Annotated in this window: 16 protein-coding genes; 6 read left to right on the top strand and 10 right to left on the bottom strand. The window is 72.6% G+C overall.

Going from position 1 to position 19,788, the window contains the following annotated elements; all coding sequences use genetic code 11:
• Positions 1-283 precede the first annotated feature (283 nt).
• Positions 284-1,381, top strand: coding sequence for a chemotaxis protein (locus tag OG985_RS40490; protein WP_371673369.1), 1,098 nt, complete (start codon positions 284-286; stop codon positions 1,379-1,381).
• A 62-nt stretch (positions 1,382-1,443) separates the two neighbouring features.
• Positions 1,444-2,472: a Gfo/Idh/MocA family protein gene (locus OG985_RS40485; RefSeq protein WP_371673368.1), complete on the top strand. Its 1,029-nt coding sequence runs from the start codon at positions 1,444-1,446 to the stop codon at positions 2,470-2,472.
• Positions 2,473-2,506: 34 nt separating this feature from the next.
• On the opposite strand, the gene OG985_RS40480 is transcribed toward OG985_RS40485, so the two are convergent.
• Positions 2,507-2,920: an SsgA family sporulation/cell division regulator gene (locus OG985_RS40480; protein ID WP_371673367.1), complete on the bottom strand. Its 414-nt coding sequence runs from the start codon at positions 2,918-2,920 to the stop codon at positions 2,507-2,509.
• Positions 2,921-3,443: 523 nt separating this feature from the next.
• Between OG985_RS40480 and OG985_RS40475 the strand changes: the two genes are divergently transcribed.
• Complete coding sequence (locus OG985_RS40475) at positions 3,444-4,910, top strand: PP2C family protein-serine/threonine phosphatase (RefSeq protein WP_371673366.1); 1,467 nt, start codon at positions 3,444-3,446, stop codon at positions 4,908-4,910.
• Positions 4,911-4,976: 66 nt separating this feature from the next.
• On the opposite strand, the gene OG985_RS40470 is transcribed toward OG985_RS40475, so the two are convergent.
• Positions 4,977-6,461, bottom strand: coding sequence for a hypothetical protein (locus tag OG985_RS40470; protein ID WP_371673365.1), 1,485 nt, complete (start codon positions 6,459-6,461; stop codon positions 4,977-4,979).
• A 232-nt stretch (positions 6,462-6,693) separates the two neighbouring features.
• On the opposite strand from OG985_RS40470, the gene OG985_RS40465 reads away from it, so the two are divergent.
• Positions 6,694-7,836 (top strand): aminoglycoside phosphotransferase family protein, encoded by a 1,143-nt coding sequence (locus OG985_RS40465; protein ID WP_371673364.1) that lies wholly within the window; start codon positions 6,694-6,696, stop codon positions 7,834-7,836.
• Positions 7,837-8,107: 271 nt separating this feature from the next.
• Positions 8,108-10,087: an N-acetylmuramoyl-L-alanine amidase gene (locus OG985_RS40460; RefSeq protein ID WP_371673363.1), complete on the top strand. Its 1,980-nt coding sequence runs from the start codon at positions 8,108-8,110 to the stop codon at positions 10,085-10,087.
• A gap of 5 nt (positions 10,088-10,092) precedes the next feature.
• Here OG985_RS40460 and OG985_RS40455 read toward each other — a convergent pair whose 3' ends face one another.
• The 3 genes from OG985_RS40455 to OG985_RS40445 form a co-directional block, all read right to left on the bottom strand.
• Complete coding sequence (locus tag OG985_RS40455; RefSeq protein ID WP_371673362.1) at positions 10,093-10,590, bottom strand: hypothetical protein; 498 nt, start codon at positions 10,588-10,590, stop codon at positions 10,093-10,095.
• Positions 10,591-10,661: 71 nt separating this feature from the next.
• The gene (locus tag OG985_RS40450) at positions 10,662-13,577 is read right to left on the bottom strand and encodes an AAA family ATPase (RefSeq protein WP_371673361.1); all 2,916 of its coding nucleotides are present in this window, start codon (positions 13,575-13,577) and stop codon (positions 10,662-10,664) included.
• Positions 13,578-13,686: 109 nt separating this feature from the next.
• Positions 13,687-14,304, bottom strand: coding sequence for an ABATE domain-containing protein (locus OG985_RS40445; RefSeq protein WP_371673360.1), 618 nt, complete (start codon positions 14,302-14,304; stop codon positions 13,687-13,689).
• Between the two features lie 51 nt (positions 14,305-14,355).
• Between OG985_RS40445 and OG985_RS40440 the strand changes: the two genes are divergently transcribed.
• Positions 14,356-15,033 (top strand): pyridoxal 5'-phosphate synthase, encoded by a 678-nt coding sequence (locus tag OG985_RS40440; protein WP_371673359.1) that lies wholly within the window; start codon positions 14,356-14,358, stop codon positions 15,031-15,033.
• Between the two features lie 260 nt (positions 15,034-15,293).
• On the opposite strand, the gene OG985_RS40435 is transcribed toward OG985_RS40440, so the two are convergent.
• From OG985_RS40435 to OG985_RS40415, 5 genes are all read right to left on the bottom strand, one after another.
• Entirely contained in the window at positions 15,294-15,536 is a 243-nt protein-coding gene (locus OG985_RS40435; protein WP_371673358.1) for a DUF397 domain-containing protein, read from the bottom strand.
• Between the two features lie 82 nt (positions 15,537-15,618).
• Positions 15,619-16,785, bottom strand: a complete 1,167-nt coding sequence (locus tag OG985_RS40430; protein WP_371673357.1) for a thiolase domain-containing protein — start codon at positions 16,783-16,785, stop codon at positions 15,619-15,621.
• Positions 16,782-17,831, bottom strand: coding sequence for a thiolase domain-containing protein (locus OG985_RS40425; RefSeq protein WP_371673356.1), 1,050 nt, complete (start codon positions 17,829-17,831; stop codon positions 16,782-16,784). The genes OG985_RS40430 and OG985_RS40425 overlap by 4 nt, the downstream gene beginning before the upstream one ends.
• A complete protein-coding gene (locus tag OG985_RS40420; protein ID WP_371673355.1) occupies positions 17,828-18,799 on the bottom strand; it encodes a Zn-ribbon domain-containing OB-fold protein in 972 nt (323 codons plus the stop codon). Before OG985_RS40420 ends, OG985_RS40425 begins: the two co-directional genes overlap by 4 nt.
• Before the next feature lie 52 nt (positions 18,800-18,851).
• Positions 18,852-19,652 carry a crotonase/enoyl-CoA hydratase family protein gene (locus OG985_RS40415; RefSeq protein ID WP_371673354.1) on the bottom strand — a complete coding sequence of 267 codons (801 nt, stop codon included), beginning with the start codon at positions 19,650-19,652 and terminating at the stop codon, positions 18,852-18,854.
• Positions 19,653-19,788: the final 136 nt, after the last annotated feature.

The raw sequence follows: 19,788 nt of genomic DNA, 5'->3' as shown, positions 1-19,788 counted from the left end.
TCCCCCGCCCACACCCGCCCCCGTCGCCACAGCAACACCCCCGACCACCGTAACCACAGCGTCGCGCCCGACCACCGTCACCACAGCATCGCCCCGGACCGGCGCGTCCAGACCGGCGCGTCCAGACCGGCGTTCCGTGCCTCGCGGCACGTCCGCGATCCGACGGCCCGGGCGGGGTCGGCACGCGCGACAAGATCGGCAATGAAGTGCCGATGAAGTGCCCTTGATGGCCGCCCCGTTTACCCCAAGTGCCCGATCGGTGAATCGGTCCTATGGTGCTCTTATGGAGCACGCACTCAGTCACACGACCCTCACCGAGCTGCGCCGCCCGCGCCCCTATCCCGCGGTGTCCGTGCTGACGCCGACCCACCGACGCGAGCCCGAGAACGCCCAGGATCCGGTCCGGCTGCGCAACGTGGTGGCCGAGGCGAAGAAGCAACTGGAGTCCGACCCCGCGGTCCCCCGGGAACGACGTCTCGACGTCGTCCGCCAACTCGACCAGGCCCTCGCCGAGGTCGACCTGGCGCACTCCGAGGACGGTCTGGTGATCTTCGCGGCGCCGGGAGAGCACCAGGTGTGGTCCCTCGCCAGGACCGTGCCGGAACGTGTGGTGCTCTCGGACACGTTCCTCACCCGCAACCTCGTCTCCGCCCAGGCCGCCGAGCGGCCGTTCTGGGTGCTGTCGGTGTCCGCGGACCGCGTCACACTGTGGAGCGGCGGCGCGGACCGGGTCGCCGAGCACCACACCGGCGGCTTCCCCCTCGTCAGGGAGCGGCAGAACTTCGACGCCGAGCGCCAGGAACGGATCGGCGACCTGCCCAGTACCTTCCGTGACGAGGACACCCGCCACTTCCTGCGCGAGGCCGACATCGCGATGGCCGCCGTCCTGCGCCGCGACCCGCGCCCGATGTACGTCACCGGAGAGACCGCGGCACTGTCCGCACTCGACGAGGTCGGCGGCGTCACCCGGGACGCGGTGCACGTCCCGCACGGCGGGCTCGCCCACGGGTCCGCCGAGGCCGTGTCGCAGGCGGTGCGGCCGATGATCGCCGCCGAGGCCCGCAAGAACACCGACGCGGTGGCGCGGGAACTCGAGTCGGCCCGTGGGCGCAAGTCCTTCGCGGCCGGTGTCGACGAGGTCTGGCGAAGCGCCCGCGAGGGCCGCGTCCGACTGCTGGCGGTCGAGGAGAACTACCGGGTGACGGTCCGCGACGACGGCGGCGACCACCTGACCCCCGCTCTGAGCGGCGACCTCGACGCCCGCGAGGACATCGTGGACGAGATCGTCGAACAGTGCCTGGAGACCGGCGCCGACGTCCGCTTCGTACCGGACGGTGTCCTCGCCGAGGCAAGCGGTATCGCGGGGGTGCTGCGCTTCTGAGAGTCGCCCTCTCCGCGCGGTCTACGCTACGGCGGGACGATCGCCGAAGAGGGAGTGCACACGTGGGTGACCTGCTGGGCGTGGCCGTACTGGGTGCGGGACACATGGGAGCCGACCACATACGTCGCCTGGACCGGGTGGTGAGCGGGGCCAGGGTGGCCGCCGTGGCCGACCCCGATGCCGAGCGGGCGAAGGAGGCGGTGGCCGGCCTGTCGGGTGTCTCGGTGCACACGGAGGTCGAGGCGGCGCTCGGGGCGCCCGGCGTCGAAGCGGTACTGATCGCCTCGCCCGGCCCCGCGCACGAGGAGGCGCTGCTCGCGGCGTTCGCCCGCGGGCTCCCGGTGCTGTGCGAGAAGCCCATGGTGCCCGACTCCACCGGAGCGCTGCGCGTGGTGGAGGCGGAGGCACGGCTCGGCCGGCGGCTGGCGCAGATCGGCTTCATGCGCCGCTACGACGCGGAGTACGGCCGGCTCAAGTCCCTGCTGGACAGCGGCAGGTTGGGGCGCCCGCTGATGCTGCACTGCACCCACCGCAACGTCTCCTCCCCGCCGGGCTTCACCTCCGCGATGCTGATCGACAGCTCCGTCTCGCACGAGATCGACGCGGCCCGATGGCTGCTCGGGCAGGAGGTGGCCGCGGTGACCGCGCTGCGTCCGCGCTCCTCGTCCGGCGCGCCCGAGGGGCTGCTCGACCCGCAGTTCGTGCTGTTCGAGACCGAGGGTGGCGCCCTGGTCGACGTGGAGGTCTTCGTCAACTGCGGCTTCGGCTACCAGGTCCGTTGCGAGGCCGTCTGCGAGACGGGCAGCGCCAGGATCGGCGACGACCACTCGATGCTCGTGACCACGCGGGGAACGGCGCGCGAGGAGGTGCCGCAGGACTACCTCGTGCGGTTCGCGGACGCCTACGACCGGGAGGTGCAGGCATGGGTCGACGCCACCCGGCACGGCCGGGTCACCGGCCCCGGCGCCTGGGACGGCTACGCGGCCTCGGTGGTCGCCGAAGCCGGGGTCCGCTCACTGGAGAGCGGCGGCACCCGCACGCCCGTCGCCCTCGCCCCACGCCCGGAACTCCACGCCGGGACCGGCCGCTGACACGCGGTGCGCGAGCCGGCGCCGGCCGTGCGCTTCAGACACCGCCGAAGAGGGAGTTGAGGCCGCGGTCGACGGCCGCGTCGAGTTCCTCCTCGCCGTTGGCCACGACCGCGTAGGTCCGCAGCAGGAAGCGGCGCAGGGCGGGTGTGTCGAACTGGAGCAGGGCCAGGCCGAGCGGTGAGTGGAACTCCAGGACCGTCCGGGAACGGCCGCACGGCCAGATGTGCACATCACCGCCTCCAGCCGGCCCGTCCAGTCCCTCGCCGAGCAGGGTGCGGGCGAAGGTCCAGGTCACTCCCTCGCCGTCCAGCGACACCTCGGGCGGAAAGTCGAGATGCACCGCCAGCGGGTCGCCGGAGGCATAACGGAGAGTGGCGGGGACGGGCAGCTCCTGGTCCTCCGCCGTGATCAGACGTGCGCGGGCGGGCTGCGTGAGGGTGATGTCCATGCTCGGTCTCCGCTACGGGTGAGAGGTCGGCCGGTTGCGCCGTGTGCCTTTACGAGCTCGAAGGGGCCCCTCGCATTACGCCGAACCCGGCACGAATTATGTGACCTGCGTCACTTGTGAGAGCACATAAAAACATCAACCATACTAATCACTCCCATAGCGGACTCCCGCCACCCGGCTCCCACCTCCCCCCGCACGCGCCCGTCACCCCTGTCGCGGCCCTGGCCCGGCCCGCGCCGCGTATGCCATGCTCCCTAGAACACAGAGCCGTCGAACACACAAATGAATGCCGCTCCGGCCACCCCTCCGGCCCGTCAAGTCACGTACGCCGCCTACGACTTGCCCACGACAACGACTACGCCGAGCGTACGACCGCGTTCGCTCTGTGAAGACTGTGGCATATGCCAGAAGCACCAGCCCATCGTGTGTTGCCGAATCCCTTACAGGCCGTCGCGCGCTGTGCAACAGTCGTAACGGTCCCTCCGTCAGTCCTGGTCGTACCGTCCCCTCCATCGGAGTGCGCATGTCGTCCCATCTCTCCGCGGACCGCTCATCCGCCCAGCCGCCGGGCCGCGGCTCGGTCGACGCGCTCATATCGCAGGCGAGACGACTCAAGGGCGACGTGAACGCCGTACGACGGGACGCGCAGAGCGACGAATCGGACCCGCAGGAGCGTTGGCAGCGCGCGCTGTGCGACCTTGCCCTGCACCAACTCAACGATCTCGACGCCCACTTGGGGCTGCTGCGGGACGGCCCGCCGTCCGCGCCCCCCGCACCCGAGACCCTGCCCGCCCGGGAGACCGAGCCGCCCCCACCCGCGCGCGGTTCACTGCTCAGCCGGGTCGGCAGCGCGGAGTGGAATCTCCTGACGGACGAGGCCGGCTGGTCCGGAGAGCTCTACCAGATCCTGGGCCGCGACCCCGCCGCTCCGCCACTCACCCTCGACGAACTGCCGTCCGTGGTACTCGACGAGGACCGGCCGAAGCTGACGTCGATGGTGACCGACTGCCTCGTCGACGCCCGGCCCATCGACGGCGAGTTCCGCGTCCTGCGCCCGGACGGCGACGTACGCACCGTGCACATGATGGGCGAGCCCGTGCTCGGCGCCGACGGAAGTACGGCTTCGATGTGGGCCGTCCTGCGCGACGTCAGCGAACTGCGCCGCAGTCAGCGGGCGGTGAGCGAGACCCACGACTCGCTCCAGCGCCACCGGCACCGGACGCAGACCGAGCGACGGATCGCGGTCGAACTGCAGGAGGCCGTACTGCCGCCGTGGCGCGGCTCTCTGCGACTTCCGCACCAGGGTCCCGAGACACTCGACCTCGCGGCCCACTACCTGCCGTCGTCGGCCGGCGCGCTGATCGGCGGGGACTGGTACGACGCGCTCGAACTGTCCGACGGCGAGACCCTGCTCAGCGTCGGCGACCTCACCGGACACGGCGTCGCGGTGACCTCCGGCATGGCGACACTGCTCGGCGCCGTGCGCGGCATGGCGATGGCGGGTACCCAGCCCGGCCAACTGATGGCCTGGCTCAACCAGTTACTCGACGCCACCGTGCAACCGGCCCTCGGCAGCGCGGTGTGCGGCCGCTACCGGCCCGAGACCCGCACCCTGGTGTGGGCGCAGGCCGGACACCCCGCCCCGCTGCTCTACCGCGGCGGGACAGGGCGCAGACTGCACGCGCCGGCCGGCGTGCTGCTCGGCGCGACCTCGGGTGCCGTGTACGAGCAGGCCGAGGAAGCCCTCGAAGTGGGCGACCTGATCCTGCTGCACACCGACGGACTGGTGCCCGGACGATGGGGGTCCCCCCGCTCGAGCGAAGCCGAGAGTGGGGGAGGCACCGAGGCGGTGCGCCGCCTTCTCGGCCTGGCCCCCCGGTTCGGCGGGGCCCGCACGGCGCAGGACTGTGTACGGATGGTCGTGGAGGAGTTCGGCGAGGCGGACCGCCAGGACGACGCGTGCGTGCTCGTCGCCAGGGTGACCGCGTAGCGACCTTCCGGGCTCACCGGTCCATCCACCGGCGCGGAGGCGGCGCGATCACGGACGGCCGTTTTCCTAGGCGCGTGCGGTTCCCCCCTTCGGCTTCGGCAGCGCCACCCTGATCTCCTCCCGGAGTTCGTGGATCTTGGGGTAGCCCGAGTACTCGGCGGTGAGCCGGTACATCTGGCGCAACCGGTCCCAGGTCCGGTGCGAGGAGTTGGAACCCATCGACATGAGCGCCAACCGGGCGTACCGGTCCGCCTGTTCGGGGTCGTCGGCGATGAAGCAGGCCGAGGCCATCGACAGGAAGTCGAAGATCTTCGACCGCTGCCGTCCGTCGACTCGCAGGGCCAGGGCCTTCTCCGCGTAGTGCTGGGCGTGCGCGGCCGCGCCCGGCTCGTGCTCCGCCAGCGTGCGGTAGGCCAGGGCCTGCATGCCGTACAGGTCCTCCTCCTTGAAGGTCTGCATCCAGCTCGGCGGCGGTACGTCGCCCCGGTCGGAGACGAAGAGGTCCTCCGCCTGCCCGAGGGTGCGGCGCATCGCCTGGCCCTTGCCCATGGACGCCTGTGCCCAGGCCTCGATGGTGTAGAGCATCGCCCTGGTGCGCGGCAGCACCGCGGCGCCGGAGCCGGACCGGGCGAGCTTCATCAGGTCCAGCGCGTCGTCGGGCCGGCCCAGGTGCACCATCTGACGGGCCGCCCGGGAGAGCGCCTCCCCGGCCCGGGGCCGGTCACCGCCCTCACGGGCCGCGTGGGCGGCGATGACGAAGTACTTCTGGGCCGTGGGCTCCAGGCCGACGTCGTGCGACATCCAGCCCGCGAGGACGGCGAGGTTGGCGGCGACGCCCCACAGGCGCCGCTGGAGATGGTCGGGGTGACGGTAGGCGAGCATGCCGCCCACCTCGTTGAGCTGGCCCACCACCGCCTTGCGCTGCAGCCCGCCACCGCGGGCCGCGTCCCAGGCGCGGAACACCTCGACCGAGCGCTCCAGTTCCTCGATCTCCTGCGACCCGATGGGGGCGGCCTCGTAGCGGTCGAACCCGGCGGGGTCGGCGTGCAGGGGATCGTCGAACGCGGGAGCGTCGGACCGGAGCGTGGGGTCGGTGTGCAGCCAGTCGTACATGGCGCTGCTGAGTGCGGATCCTGCGGTGAGCGCGACACCCGCGCCCACCAAGCCGCGTCGGTTGAGCATGAGGTCCATTCCCGTGAATTCGGTGAGGACCGCGGCAGTCCGTTCGGGCGCCCACGGCACACCGTCGGGATGTTCCACACTCCCGGCGTCCTGCCGTTTCCCCGTACGCCCGTGCCGGACCAGACCGAGGTCCTCGATGGTCACGACACGGCCGAGACGCTCGGTGAACAGAGCCGCCAGCACCCGCGGCACCGGATCTCGCGGGATCTCTCCCGTGTCGATCCAACGCCGTACCCGGGAGGTGTCGGTCGCCAGCTGGGGGTGGCCCATCGCCGCCGCCTGCTTGTTGACCATCCTCGCGAGTTCACCCTTGGACCAGCCGGTCAGGCCGAACAGGTCCGAGAGACGAGTGTTGGGTTGTCCGCTCACGTCAAGCCCCCAGGTTCTCGGCTGAGTTGAATGTAGCCCGGTGCAAGTTGCCGGGCGACTATTCGCCAGGGTTCGCCAGGGTGCGCCAGATGGTGTGCCACTGGGCAACGGGTGTCAGGTAGGAACGCGCCACCCCGACCCGGTCGCCGAGGGACACTCCCCAGGGTGTACCGGGGAGACCGGGCCGGGCAGCGCATGACGTCGCAGGCACACGAAGGGATCTGTCTCGCCCATGTACACAGCATCGTCCTCCGTGTCCGCCCCGCCCCGGCCGCTGCACCCCCGCCCGGGTGGCGGCGGCCCCTATCTCGACCCCGCACGTCCGGCCGCCCCCGTACTCGGTGGCGCCGGCCGGACGCGGCGCGTGCCGGGGCTCGGCACCCAACCGCTCAGCGGGAGACTCGACCTGTCCGGCCCACAGGGCGCCCAACTGCGTACGGCGATCGCGTCGGTGCACCGGATCTGTCCGGAGTTCGCCCCGGTGCAGGTGCTGCGCCGCAGCGGACGCTCCGTGCTCCTGGTCGGGACGACGGGACGCAGCACGGCTGTCGCCAAGTGTTTACTGGACCACTCCCCCGCCTGGGCCGAGCGCATCCGGCACGAGATAGCTGCATACCGCTCGTTCGTCCGGCACCGCCCGCCCGTGCGGGCGCCCCGGCTGATCGCGGCGGATCCGGACAACTGCACCCTCGTCATCGAGCGGATGCCGGGACGGGTGGCGGCGTTGCAGCGGCACCCGGCCGAGACGCCGCCGCGCGCGGACATCAGAGCGGCACTCGGTGCGATCTGCCGGCTGAACGCCTGGCGTCCGCCGGCCGGCACCTTCGACGCCCCCCTGGACTACGCGGCCCGCATCTCCCGCTACCACGAACTGGGACTGCTCACCGACCGGGACATGGGTGACCTGCAAAAGCTCCTGCACGGCATCGCGCACTCGGCGGGCCGGCAGGGCATGGGCCAGTTCTGCCACGGCGACGCACTGCTCTCGAACATCCTTCTCTCACCGGCCGGTCCAGTGCTGGTGGACTGGGAGCACGCGGGCTGGTACCTGCCGGGCTACGACCTGGCGACGCTGTGGTCGGTCCTCGGGGACGCCCCGGTGGCCCGGCGCCAGATCAGTCAGATCGCCCAGTCGGCGGGCCCGGCTTCGCGTGACGCGTTCCTGGTGAACCTGATGCTGGTCCTGACCCGCGAGATCCGCACCTACGAGACGGCCGTGCAGCGTTCGATGCACGACATGACCCCGGCGGCACCGGGAACGGCCCAGCCGGGTGCTGCGCCGTCCGGCGAGGAGCAGCGGCTGCTGCTGCGGCGGCTGCACGACGACTGCCAGCTGGCCCGCCGGGCCGTACGCGCGGCGGTCGGCACTCGCTGAAGGGGGCAAGGCCCGCGGTGTGTCCGTGAGAACGGCGCACCGCGGGCCTTCGTACGTGTCCGGCGGAACACCCCGACGGGCAGCCACTGGTGTACGCCACTGACGCCGCGCAGGCCCGGAAGCCGCCGCCACGAAACTCCTCCGCGCCCGCCTTGACATGGGAAATCGTCTGCCTCTGGGCATGATTGACGGATCGTCGGTAAGCCGATAGCACTGACCCACCGCTCGGCTCCGCACGCCCCGTCACGCTCGACCGTCCCAGGAGGCCGCATTGCGAGGATCCGTTCCCGACCCCCGGCGCACCCCCGGTCACAGACGCGCCCGCACCACCGCCGGCGCTCTCGCGACGGCCGCCCTGCTGCTGCCGCTGCTCGGCGCCGCCCCCTCCGGCGCCGCCCCCTCCGGCGCCCTGACTTCCGCCGGCGGGCTTCAGCCGGCGTTCGCCGCCGCGGCCGCCGAGTACCACGTCCCGCAGAGCGTCCTGCTCGGCGTCTCCTATCTGCAGTCCCGCTGGGACACCCACGCCGGCGCGCCGAGCGTCACCGGCGGCTACGGGCCGATGCACCTCACCGACGCCCGCACCGCGCTCGCCGAGGCCCCGCACCACAGCGAGGCCACGGAGGACGCCCGTGGCGACAGTGCCCGCGCGCCCCTGCACCCCGTCACGGAGATCCCGGCGAGCTCCGAACTGCCCGCCCGCCTCACGACCCTGCCGAAGGCCGCCGAACTGACCGGGCTGAGCCCCGAGTCCCTGCGCACCGATCCCGCCGCCAACCTGGCCGGCGGTGCCGCGCTGCTGGCGGCCGCCCAGAAGGACCTGGGTGAGCCGACGAGCGAGGACCCGGCGGACTGGTACGGCGCGGTGGCCCGGTTCTCGGGCGCCGACGACAGCGCGACCGCTGCGGCGTACGCCGACGACGTGTACACGGTATTGCGCTCCGGCGAGACACGCGTCACGGACACGGGGCAGCGGGTCGCCCTGGCCGCACAGCCGGGACTGGCCCCCGATACCTCCCAGCTGCGGCGGACGGGACTGCGGACCCCCAGGGCCGGGGACACCGAGTGCCCCTCGTCGGTGTCCTGCGAGTGGATCCCGGCACCGTACGAGGAGTTCGGGGACGGCGACTACGGCAACCACGACCTCGGCGACCGTCCCGCCTCGCAGAGCATCAGGTACATCGTGGTCCACGACACGGAGGGCGCCTGGAACGGCGTCCTCAACCTGGTGCAGGACCCCACCTATGTGTCGTGGAACTACACGCTGCGCTCCACGGACGGTCACATCGCCCAGCATGTGAAGGCCAGGGACGTGGCCTGGCACGCGGGAAACTGGTACGTCAACGCCAAGTCGATCGGCCTGGAGCACGAAGGGTTCTTGGCGAACCCGGACGCCTGGTACACGGAGGCGATGTACCGGTCGTCGGCGCGGCTGGTGAAGTACCTCGCCAAGCGGTACGGCATCCCGCTCGACCGGCAGCACATCCTCGGGCACGACACCGTGCCGGGCCCTACGACCTCGACGGTTCCCGGGATGCACACCGACCCGGGCCCGTACTGGGACTGGCGCCACTACTTCGAGCTGCTGGGGCGGCCGATCAAGGCGAGCGCCGGCAAGAAGGGCGGGCTGGTGACCATCCGCCCCGACTACGCCGGCAACCAGCCGGTGTACACGGGCTGCGCGACCGCGGGTGTGCCGTGCGCGGCGCACGGGTCGGGCGAGGTGCGGCTGTACTCGGGGCCCGGTGACACCTACCCGCTGATCAAGGACATCGGGCTGGGCACCACTCCGACCACCGGGGTGAACGACCTGTCCTCCCGGGTCTCCACCGGCCAGCAGTACGCGGTCGCCGACCGTGACGGCGACTGGACGGCGATCTGGTACCTCGGGCAGAAGGCCTGGTTCGAGAATCCGGCGGCCGCGCCGACGGCGGTGCGGGCGACCGGCCTGGTCGTCACGCCCAAGGACGGTCTCGCCAGTGTCCCGGTGTACGGGCGCGCCTATCCGGAGGCGTCGGCCTATCCGGCGGGGGTGCCCGTACAGGCGGTGTCCCCGCTGCCGTACAAGCTGTTGGAGGGGCAGCGGTACGCGGTCGGCGACGAGCTGCCGGGCGAGTACTACTACGCGGTCACCTTCGGCACGGACTCGCATCAGGTCGTGATCGGCCAGGACCGTTACTACGAGATCCAGTTCGGCCACCGGGTGGCGTTCGTCCGCGCGGCGGACGTGCGGGCGGTGCCGTCGGCCGGCTGATCGCCTCAGCCCTGCTGGAACAGCTCCGCGGGGAGCGGCTTCAGCAGGGCGTACAGGTCGTCGGTGATGGGGCGGTCCCAGGCGGCGATGGTCACCAGGACGTTGTCACTGCGGTCGAACTGCACGCAGGAGATCCGGCCCTCGGAAAGCTTGAGGCGCCGCACGATCAGCAGGTTGTCGCCCTGCATCACCGGCATGTCCTCGGTGCCCACGACGGTGACCTCCTCGTCGTTCTCCAGGGCCAGCAGCAGCTGCGCCACCTCGAAGGGCACCTCGGTCTCGGCGATGTCGCGGGCCGGGGAGCCCTCCGGCAGATTGCCGATGATCATCGCGGGGCCGCGGCCGCCGAACAGGTCGTAGCGCAGGAACACGCCCTGACAGGTGCCGTCGGGGGCGGGCAGCAGTCCGGCGCCCAGGTTGCCGGGCCAGTCGCCCGGGTCCATGGCCAGGACGTCGAATTCAGGCCCGGCGGGCGTGGCACTGCGGCGGCGGAGGAACGACATGCGGCCATGGTACGTGGCCGGGAGTGCTGCGTGACGTGTGGGCGCCCCAGGCGTTGCCGACGGATCTCCGCTCAGCGCGGCAGGGATCCGTCGGCGGCGCCCGGGGTCTGTTCGGCGAACGCCGACGCCAGCCCCGTACGGTCCGTGCCGACCTTCCTGCAGACCGCCGAGAGCAGCCGTACGACAGTGTGCTCGTCGGTGCGGAGTTCCCCGGCGATCTCGGTGTCGGTGCGGCCGCGGGCGGTGAGGGCGGCGGCGGTGCGTTCGCGGGCGGTGAGGGTGTCGGTCTCGGTGCTGTGCAGGCGGCGGGGGCGCAGGCCGGCGGCGGCGAGTTCGTCCCGGGCCTGTTCGACGAGACCGTCGGCGCCGCACTGCACGGCCGCGTCGAGTCCCCGGTAGAGGGGTTCGGCGGCCGCCGCGGGGCGGGCGGCGCGGCGCAGTTCGGAGCCGAGGGCGACCAGGGCGCAGGCGAGCTCGTAGGCGGCCGGGGAGCGTTCGAGGTGGGCGACCGACTCCTCCAGCAGCTTCACCCGCTCCGGGCCCGGCGAGACCTCCGCGGCGATGCGCAGGGCCTGGCCGACGGCGGAGGGTGCGCCGAACTGGCGTGCGCGGTGGACCGCTTCCCGGGCGGTGGCGACGGCGCGTTCGGGGGCTTCGTGGCTCTCGGCGCGGGCGAGGTGAAGCTGCCAGGGGCACCAGGAGGGGTTGCGTACGCCGCGCGGGTCGAGCCGGCGGCCCGCGGCGGTCAGCTCCACGACGGCGTCCTTGGCGAGGCCGCGGGCGAGGAGCAGTTCGCCGTGCACGGTCTGGGCGTCGGGGAAGACGACGACGGCCGGATAGGGCGCGCAGAAGAAGTAGTCGTCGCCGACCTGCGCGGCCTCCGTGACCCGGCCGCGGGCGAGCAGGACCTCGATGAGGATGCCCACGGCGTACCAGTGGGCGGGGGTGCCGGGTCCGACGCGTGCGGCCAGGCGCAGGCCCGCGCGGACGAAGTCCTCGGCCTCGGCGAGCCGGCCGCGGCGGAACCGGACGTAGGCGAGCAGGGTGTACGCGAAGGAGAGGTGGGCGCCGCGCCAGCCCCGCCGCTCGAAGTCGGCGATGCCGGCGGCGAAGAGTTCCTCGGTGCGGCCCGGCCGGTCGCAGTAGAGGTGGGCGAGGGCGACCAGTACGGGCACCTCGAATCCCCGGTCGGGCTCGGCCCAGCCGAGACCGCCGACCAGGGCGCGTTCGGCGTGCTGGAGGGCGACCGGGGCGGGCTCGCCGCGCAGGACGGCGTCCCAGGTCCGCAGGCCGATGATGTACCGCTCGGTGAGGTCGCGGCCCGCGAGTCGGTCGGCGAGCCTGGTGAGGCGGCGGGAGCGCGAGGGGTGGTCGGGTTCGTCGGCGCGGAAGGCGTCCCACATGAACTGTTCGGCGACCATGCGCAGCCTGACCCGGGCGTCGTCGGTCACCCGGATCTCGCGGGCGAGGCTGTCGGAGGCCTCGGCGAGGCGGTCGCTGTGGGCCAGTACCTGGGAGAGCCGGTAGACGATGCGGTGGCGCAGGTCCGGGTCGGCGACGGGCTCCTCGAGGGCGGCGCGCAGGTGGTTGACCGTGGTGGCGGGTTCGGTGAGCAGGGAGGCCGAGCCGAGTTCGTACAGGACGGCGGCCCGGTCCTCGAAGGGCGGCGGTTCGCGCAGTGCGCGGGCGAGGTAGCTGCGTGCGGCGTCGGGGGCCCCGGCGCGGAGGGTCTCGACGGCGGCGGCACGCAGTTGCCGCACGACCCAGGTGTCGCCCTCGGGGTGGGTCTCGAGGAGGTGGCGGGCGGCGACGGTGGGACCCTGCCCCTCGTCGATGACGCACCAGGCGGCCTGGCCGTGCAGGGCGACGCGTACGCCGGCCGGGATGGCCCGGTAGACGGCGGTGGCGATGAGCGGGTGGACGAACTCCAGGGTCTCGGCACCGGTGAGGATGCGGGCGCCACGCAGGGCGTCGGCCGCGTCGGCGGCCTCCTCGTGGCCGACTCCGGCGACGGCGGCGGCGAGCTGCGGCCGGATCTCGGTGCCGAGCACGGCACAGGCCCAGGCGAAGCGGACGGTGGAGGTGCCGAGGCGTTCCAGGCGGGCGACGAGGCCGCTGCCCTTGACGGCGGCGGCGAGGTCGCGCAGCAGGTGGGCGCCGGGTTCGGTGGGGCTGAGTCCGCGGTCGCGCACCTTGGCCGTGAGCTCGACCGCCTCGAAGGGGTTGCCGGCGGTGACGGCCCAGCATTCGCGGCAGAACGCGTCGTCGGCGTGTGCGCCGAGCGCCTCCCGGACCAGGCGGGTGACGGCGACGGCGCTGAGCGGTTCCAGGTCGAGGGGGCGGCCGCCGGCGCGGCCGGGCAGTCCCCTCAACGACTCGGCGTGGTCGGGAAGTTCGTCGGGCCGGTAGGCGACGACGACGAGCAGCGGGAGTTGCTCGGCACGGGGTGCGAACGCGGCGAGCCAGCCGAGGGATTCAGGGTCGGCCCAGTGCGCGTCGTCGAGGACGACGACCATCGGGGCGTGCCGTACGGCGAGGTGGGTGAGCACCCAGTCGAGGCCGTCGCGCAGACCCTGGGGGTCGGGCGGGGCGCCGTCGGTCGGGGCGCACAGGCCGAGGGCGGGGCCGACGATGTCGTACCAACTGCCCAGCGAGGCGCGCAGTTCGGTCTCCGCGGATCGGGCGAGCTGGGGCTGGAGGAGCTGGCGGGCGACATGGAAGGCGACGCGCTGCTCCTGGTCGCTGCCGCGGGCGGACACCACGGCGCAGCCGCGGGCGACGGCGCGGCGGCGGACCTCGGTGAGGAGGGTCGTCTTGCCGATGCCGGCGCGTCCGGCGAAGGCGAGGAGCGCGCCGCGCGGGCGGCCGCGCGGCGCGGCGCCGTCCGCGCGCACGCCGGTGAGTTCGGCCAACGCCTCGTCCACAGCGGCGAGTTCACTGTCGCGCTCGAGGAGCGTCCGGCTGCTCCGTGCGCTGCGCTGCCCCATGGTGCACCCCCTGTCACGGCGGGACACCCGCGCGGGGAGCGGGCACGCACCGTGACCTACAGGGACCTCAGCGTACGCCGTGAGCGGGTCGCGCGACCCGGTTCGCGTATTACTGACCGCGACCGTCCCGGGCGGCGTCGCGGTGCCGTTCGTGGTGGCGGGCGACGCGGGCGCGGTTGCCGCAGGACGGCTTGCACCACTCCTGGCGGGGGTGCTCCTTGAGGAAGTAGCGCACGCAGCGGGGCGCGTGGCAGGCACGCAGGAGCTGCCGGTCGGGGCCGTCGAGGAAGGCGATCGCCGCCTGCGCGAGGACGGCGGTCAGCTCGCCCGCGCCGGAGACTGCCCGACGGTGTACGGCGGGTTCGGCGCCCTCGGCCCACCTCAGCACGGGCACGGTGGGCGTCCGGGCCGCGGCCGCGTTGAGGCGCTCGACCGCTTCGGGAACGGGCAGCAGCCGGGCCGCGTCGGCGGGGCTCGGCTCGCCGGGGCGCACGGCGCGGGCGAACAGGGCCCGGACGGCGGCGCGCAGCTCACGCACGGCGGTGAGGCCGGTGTCGTCCGCGACGAAGGCCGCGGCGTCCGGCACGGTGTCCGGGCGGGCGTGGACCCAGGCGGTGAGGCCGGCCGGGTCGGTGAGGTCGTCGGCGACCCCGCCGTGTCCGTCGTGCCGGACGGTCAGGGCGAGGTCGAGGGCGAGCCGGGCGTCCGTAGTGATCGTGTCCCGCATGCCGCTAATGATAGCTTCACTTCTATCCATTAGAGCTGGAGGGGAGCGTCGATGGAGGATCTGCGCCTGCTGCTGCGCGGCCTGGAGGTGTTCGCGGGTGAGCTGCCCGCGTTCGACCCGTCGGCCGCACCGGACACACCGTCCGAGCTGTTCACCGAATGGCTGCTGGGGGCGGTGGCGGCGGGCGTCCGCGAGCCGCACGCCATGACGGTCTCGACGGCCGGCGCGGACGGCGCCCCGACGGCCCGCACGCTGATCCTCAAGGGCGTGGAACCGGACGGCTGGCAGTTCGCGTCGGACGGCGGCAGCGTCAAGGCCCGCGATCTCGCCGAACGGCCGTACGCAGCGCTGACGTTCTACTGGTCCGAGCTGGCCCGTCAGGTGCGGGTGCGCGGAACCGTCGTACCGGCGAGCGCCGAGGCCAGTGCCGCGGACTTCCTGGCGCGGGGCGCCGGGGCACGCGCGGAGGCGCTGCTCGGCCGGCAGTCGCAGCCGCTCGCGGACCTCGCCGAGCGTGACACGGCGGTGCGGGAGTCGCTGGCCCGGCTGGAGGCCGAACCGGACCTGGTCGCGCCGGGCTGGACCCTGCACACCGTACGGCCCGAGTCGGTCGAGTTCTGGCAGGGCGACAAGGAACGGCGGCACACGCGACTGCTGTACGTCCGCGACGCCGAGGGTGCCGGTCCCGGCGCCGGTGAAGGGTGGCGCAGGCAGCTGCTGTGGCCGTGAGGGGCCGCGCCGCCTCCCGACGAGGTGATCAGGCGCGGGCAGGCGTGAGCAGGCGCGGGAAGACGTGGCCTCACACCTCGGGCGGCGCCGGAAGCGCGTCCTCGCCGCGCACGGACGGCCCTTTCCCTCCGGGGCCGGCCCGGCTCGGCGTCGGCCCCGGCAGGGTGTGCGAGCCCGTGTCCCCGGAGAGGGGCCGTGTCCGCGGGAGACGGCCCGGAGGTCCCGGAGCGGCCCGCCGGTTCACTCCCCCCGGCTGAGGGTCACGTCAGGTCGAACTCGCCTTCACGCGCGCCCGAGACGAACGCGCCCCACTCGGCGGGTGTGAAGATCAGGGAAGGGCTTTCCGGGCGGCCACTGTTGCGCATCGCGATGAATCCCTCGACAAAGGCGATCTGGACATCTCCCCGGCCACGGCTGCTCGAGTGCCACTCGGCGCTGCTGAGGTCCAGCTCGGGCTTGTCCCAGCCCATGAGCGGCTGCTGCTGGATGATGGTCTCGGCCACGTCCTGCTCCTCCCGATTGCGTCGTCCGCGGCCAGCCTAGCGATCGGTTCCTGACGCCGACAGGCCACGTGAGGCGGACCTTTCAGGAGTCGGGGCGTTGTGAGCCCACCAGCCACATGGAGAAGAACTGGGATCCGCCGCCGTAGGCGTGCCCCAGCACCCGGCGTGCCCCCTCCACCTGGTGTTCTCCGGCCTGACCACGTACCTGGAGAGCGGCCTCCGCGAAGCGGATCATGCCGGAGGCGCCGATGGGATTGGCCGACAGGACACCCCCCGACATGTTGACGGGCAGGTCCCCGTCCAGCTCGGTGACCCCGGCCTCGGTGAGCTTCCAGCCCTCCCCCTCGGCGGCGAATCCCAGGTTCTCCAGCCACATGGGCTCGTACCAGGAGAACGGCACGTACATCTCGACGGCGTCGATGTCCCGCCTCGGGTCGGCGATGCCGGCCTGCCGGTACACGTCGGCCGCGCAGTCCTTGCCGGCCTGCGGCGACACGAAGTCCTTGCCGGCGAAGAGCGTCGGCTCGCTGCGCATCGCGCCGCCCAGCATCCAGGCCGGCGGGCGGGGGGCGCGGGCGGCTCCGGCGCGGTCGGTGAGCACCATGGCGCAGGCGCCGTCCGAGGAGGGGCAGGTCTCCGAGTAGCGGATCGGGTCCCAGAGCATGGGCGAGGCCTGGACCCGCTCCAGGGTGAGATCGTGTTCGTGCAGGTGGGCGTAGGGGTTCTTGAGCGCGTTGCGCCGGTCCTTGTACGCGACCAGCGAGCCGACCGTGTCGGGTGCGCCGGTGCGCCGCATGTAGGCGCGCACGTGCGGTGCGAAGAAGCCGCCCGCTCCGGCGAGCAGGGGCTGCTGGAAGGGGATGGGCAGGGACAGGCCCCACATGGCGTTCGACTCGGACTGCTTTTCGAAGGCGAGGGTCAGTACGGTGCCGTGGACGCGGGCCGCGACCAGGTTGGCGGCGACCAGGGCGGTGGATCCGCCGACGGAGCCCGCGGTGTGCACGCGCAGCATGGGCTTGCCCACGGCGCCCAGCGCGTCGGCGAGATAGAGCTCGGGCATCATGACGCCCTCGAAGAAGTCGGGCGCCTTGCCGATGACGACGGCCTCGATGTCGGCCCAGGTCAACTCGGCGTCGTCCAGCGCCCGTTGGGCCGCCTCGCGGACGAGTCCGGCGATCGACACGTCCCGGCGCGCGGCGACGTGCTTGGTCTGGCCGATGCCTACGACGGCCACGGGCTCCTTGCTCATCGTGGATCCCCTTCGAGTACGGCGACCAGGTTCTGTTGCAGACAGGGTCCGGAGGTGGCGTGGGCGAGGGCGCGGTCGGACTCGCCCCGGTGGATGCCGGCGGCCGCCTCACCGATGCGGATCAGCCCGGCGGCCATCACCGGGTTGGCGGCGAGCGCGCCCCCGGACGGGTTGACGCGCACCGAGTCGTCCAGCCTCAGCGCCCGGCGCAGGACGACCTCCTGCGAGCTGAAGGGCGCGTGCAGCTCCGCCGTGTCGACGGGGCGTTCGAAGGCACCGGCCCGTTCGGCGGCCAGGCGGGCCGACGGTGAGTCGGTGAGGTCGCGGACCCCCAGGCCGTGCGCCTCGATGCGGTGGTCGATGCCGCGGATCCAGGCGGGCCGCGCGCACAGGGACCGGGCGCGTTCCCCCGCCGCCAGGATCACGGCGGCGGCCCCGTCACCGACGGGTGGGCAGTCGCCGGTGCGCAGGGGCCGTACGGCGTACTCCCCCTGGGGAACCGAACCGCGCAGCTGCGCATGGGAGTTGGCGCCCGCGTCCGACCGGCTGCGAGCACCTACGGCGGCCAGCGCGGGTTCGTCGGTGACTCCCCCGTCGATGAGCGCCTGCGCCTGCAGGGCGGCGAGGGAGACGGCGTCGGGCCACAGGGGAGCGACGTAGTACGGGTCCAGTTGCCGGGTGAGGACGTCGCGCACCGAACCGGGCGAGGACTTGCCGTAGGAGTAGACGAGGGCGGTGTCCGCCTCCCCGGTGAGCAGTTTGGTCCAGGCCTCGTACAGCGCCCACGCGCCGTCCATCTCGACGTGCGACTCGGAGATCGGCGGCCAGGCGCCCACCCCGTCGAGGGCGAGGGTGAAGGAGAAGGCCCGCCCGGCCAGGTAGTCGCTGGAGCCGGAACAGGTGAAGTCGATGTCCGCGGTCTTCAGGCCGGTCTCGTCGAGTACCTCGTGCAGCACGGGCATGAGCATCTCGACCTCGGAGAGTTCCGCACTCGTACGCCGGTGGTCGGTCTGCGCGAAGGCGACCACGGCAATCTCACGCGTCACAACAGCTCCTTGTAGGTGTCGTACTCCGCGTCGGGTTCGCCCGTGGGCCGGTAGTGGTCGGGGTGGCGGGCACCCTCCTTCCACACCGGCTCGACACGCAGGCCCATCCGTACCCGGTCGTAGGGGATGCCCGCGATCCGGCCGTGCAGCGCGAGGTCGGCGCCGTCGAGGGCGATGTGGGCGTAGACGTAGGGCACCTCGATGTCGAGGTTCTTCGCCTTGATGTTGACGATGCAGTACGTCGTGACCGTGCCGCGCGGACCCACCTCGACCTGTTCCGATGTGGCCACGCCACATGTGGGGCAGGCACCCCTGGGCGGGACGTACACCTTGCGGCAGGACGGGCAACGCTCTCCCACGGTCCGCCGTTCGGAGAGGGCCCCGATGTAGGCGGACTGGGCACGGCCGGGCGAGTAGGTGTAGTCGAGGCGGGCGGGAGCCACGATGCCCGTGACCATGTTCTCGAACTCGCCGCTGTGAACGGCGGCCTCCGTCGCGCCGGTGCGGCCCGTGTCCTGCCGCTCGCCGGCACCGTCGTACGGCTCGAAGCAGGCGATGTCCGTGATGGCACCGGTACGTTCCCCGGCCCAGCGGATCCGCACCCGCATGCCGCTGTGCACGGAGTCGGGGCCGGGCACGTCCAGGACGTGCAGCAGGGCGGTGTCGGCGCCGTCGAGGCGGACCAGGACCCACGCGAAGGGCGTGTCGAGCGGCTGCCCGCGGCGGGGTTCGTGGTTCCAGGCCCAGGTGGTCACCGTGCCGGTGGCGGCCACCTCGACCAACTCGCCTATCTCCTCGGCGGTGACGGGGTCGTATTCGACGGGTGGGACGAGCGTCCTGCCGTCGCGGGTCCGGACGCCGAGGACGACCCGCTCGCGCAGACCGGTGAGGAACGCGCTCTGCACGGGGCCGAGGGAACGGGTGAAGGGAAATTCGAGGACGAGGGGGGCTTGGAGGACTTCGGGCATCGCGGGCGGTCTCCTTCGCGGCTCGGTCACGCTGGTGGACGGGTGGCCGCGCTCAGGCACGCCGGTAGACGGGCGGCCGCTTCTCGGCGAAGGCGCGGGCGCCCTCCTTGGCGTCGGCGGTGTCGAAGACGGGCCAGCCGCGTTTCAGTTCGGCGGCCAACCCGTCCGACTCGGTCATCTCGGCGGTCTCGTACACCGAGGCCTTGACGGCCTCCACGGCCAGCGGGCCGCAGGCGTTGATCCGTTCGGCGATCGCCAGGGCCTCGGCGAGCGCGGTGCCGTCCGGGACGACATGACCGACGAGCCCGATGTCCGCGGCCTCCCGGGCGCTGTAGGGGCGGCCGGTGAGCAGCATCTCCAGGGCGTGGGTGCGGGGAATCTGGCGTTGCAGCCGGACCGTGGAGCCGCCGATCGGGAACAGGCCGCGTTTCACCTCGAACAGGCCGAAGGTCGCGGACTCGCCGGCGACCCGGATGTCGGTGCCCTGGAGGATCTCGGTGCCGCCGGCGACGCAGTACCCCTCGACGGCGGCGATCACCGGTTTGCGCGGGCGGTGGTGGCGCAGCATCGCCTTCCAGTGCAGGTCCGGGTCGGCCTTGAGGCGGTCCCGGTGGTGCTCTCCCTCCATGCCCCTGCCCGCGAGGGCCTTGAGATCCATCCCGGCACAGAACGAGCCGCCCTCGCCGGTCAGCACGACCGAGCGGATCTCCTCGTCCTCGTCGGCCTCGACCCAGCCGTCGTACAGGCCGACGAGCATCGACAACGAGAGCGCGTTCTTGGCCTCCGGCCGGTTGAGCGTGAGCACCAGTGTGGCGCCCTCGCGCCGCACGGTGAGGTGTTCCGTCCCACCCATCGCCCATCTCCCCTCTGAAAGAACGAGAACAGGTTGCAGGAGCGGAGGAGGCACTTCAAGGGTTTTCTGACAGTCAGTCAGATTTGTTTGACGCGGGCCCTTCCCAGTTGCCGCGCCCTTTGCTCTGATGACCGGC

Source organism: Streptomyces sp. NBC_00289 (assembly GCF_041435115.1).
Taxonomy (GTDB): Bacteria; Actinomycetota; Actinomycetes; order Streptomycetales; family Streptomycetaceae; genus Streptomyces.
This window is presented reverse-complemented; position numbering and strand designations above follow the sequence as displayed.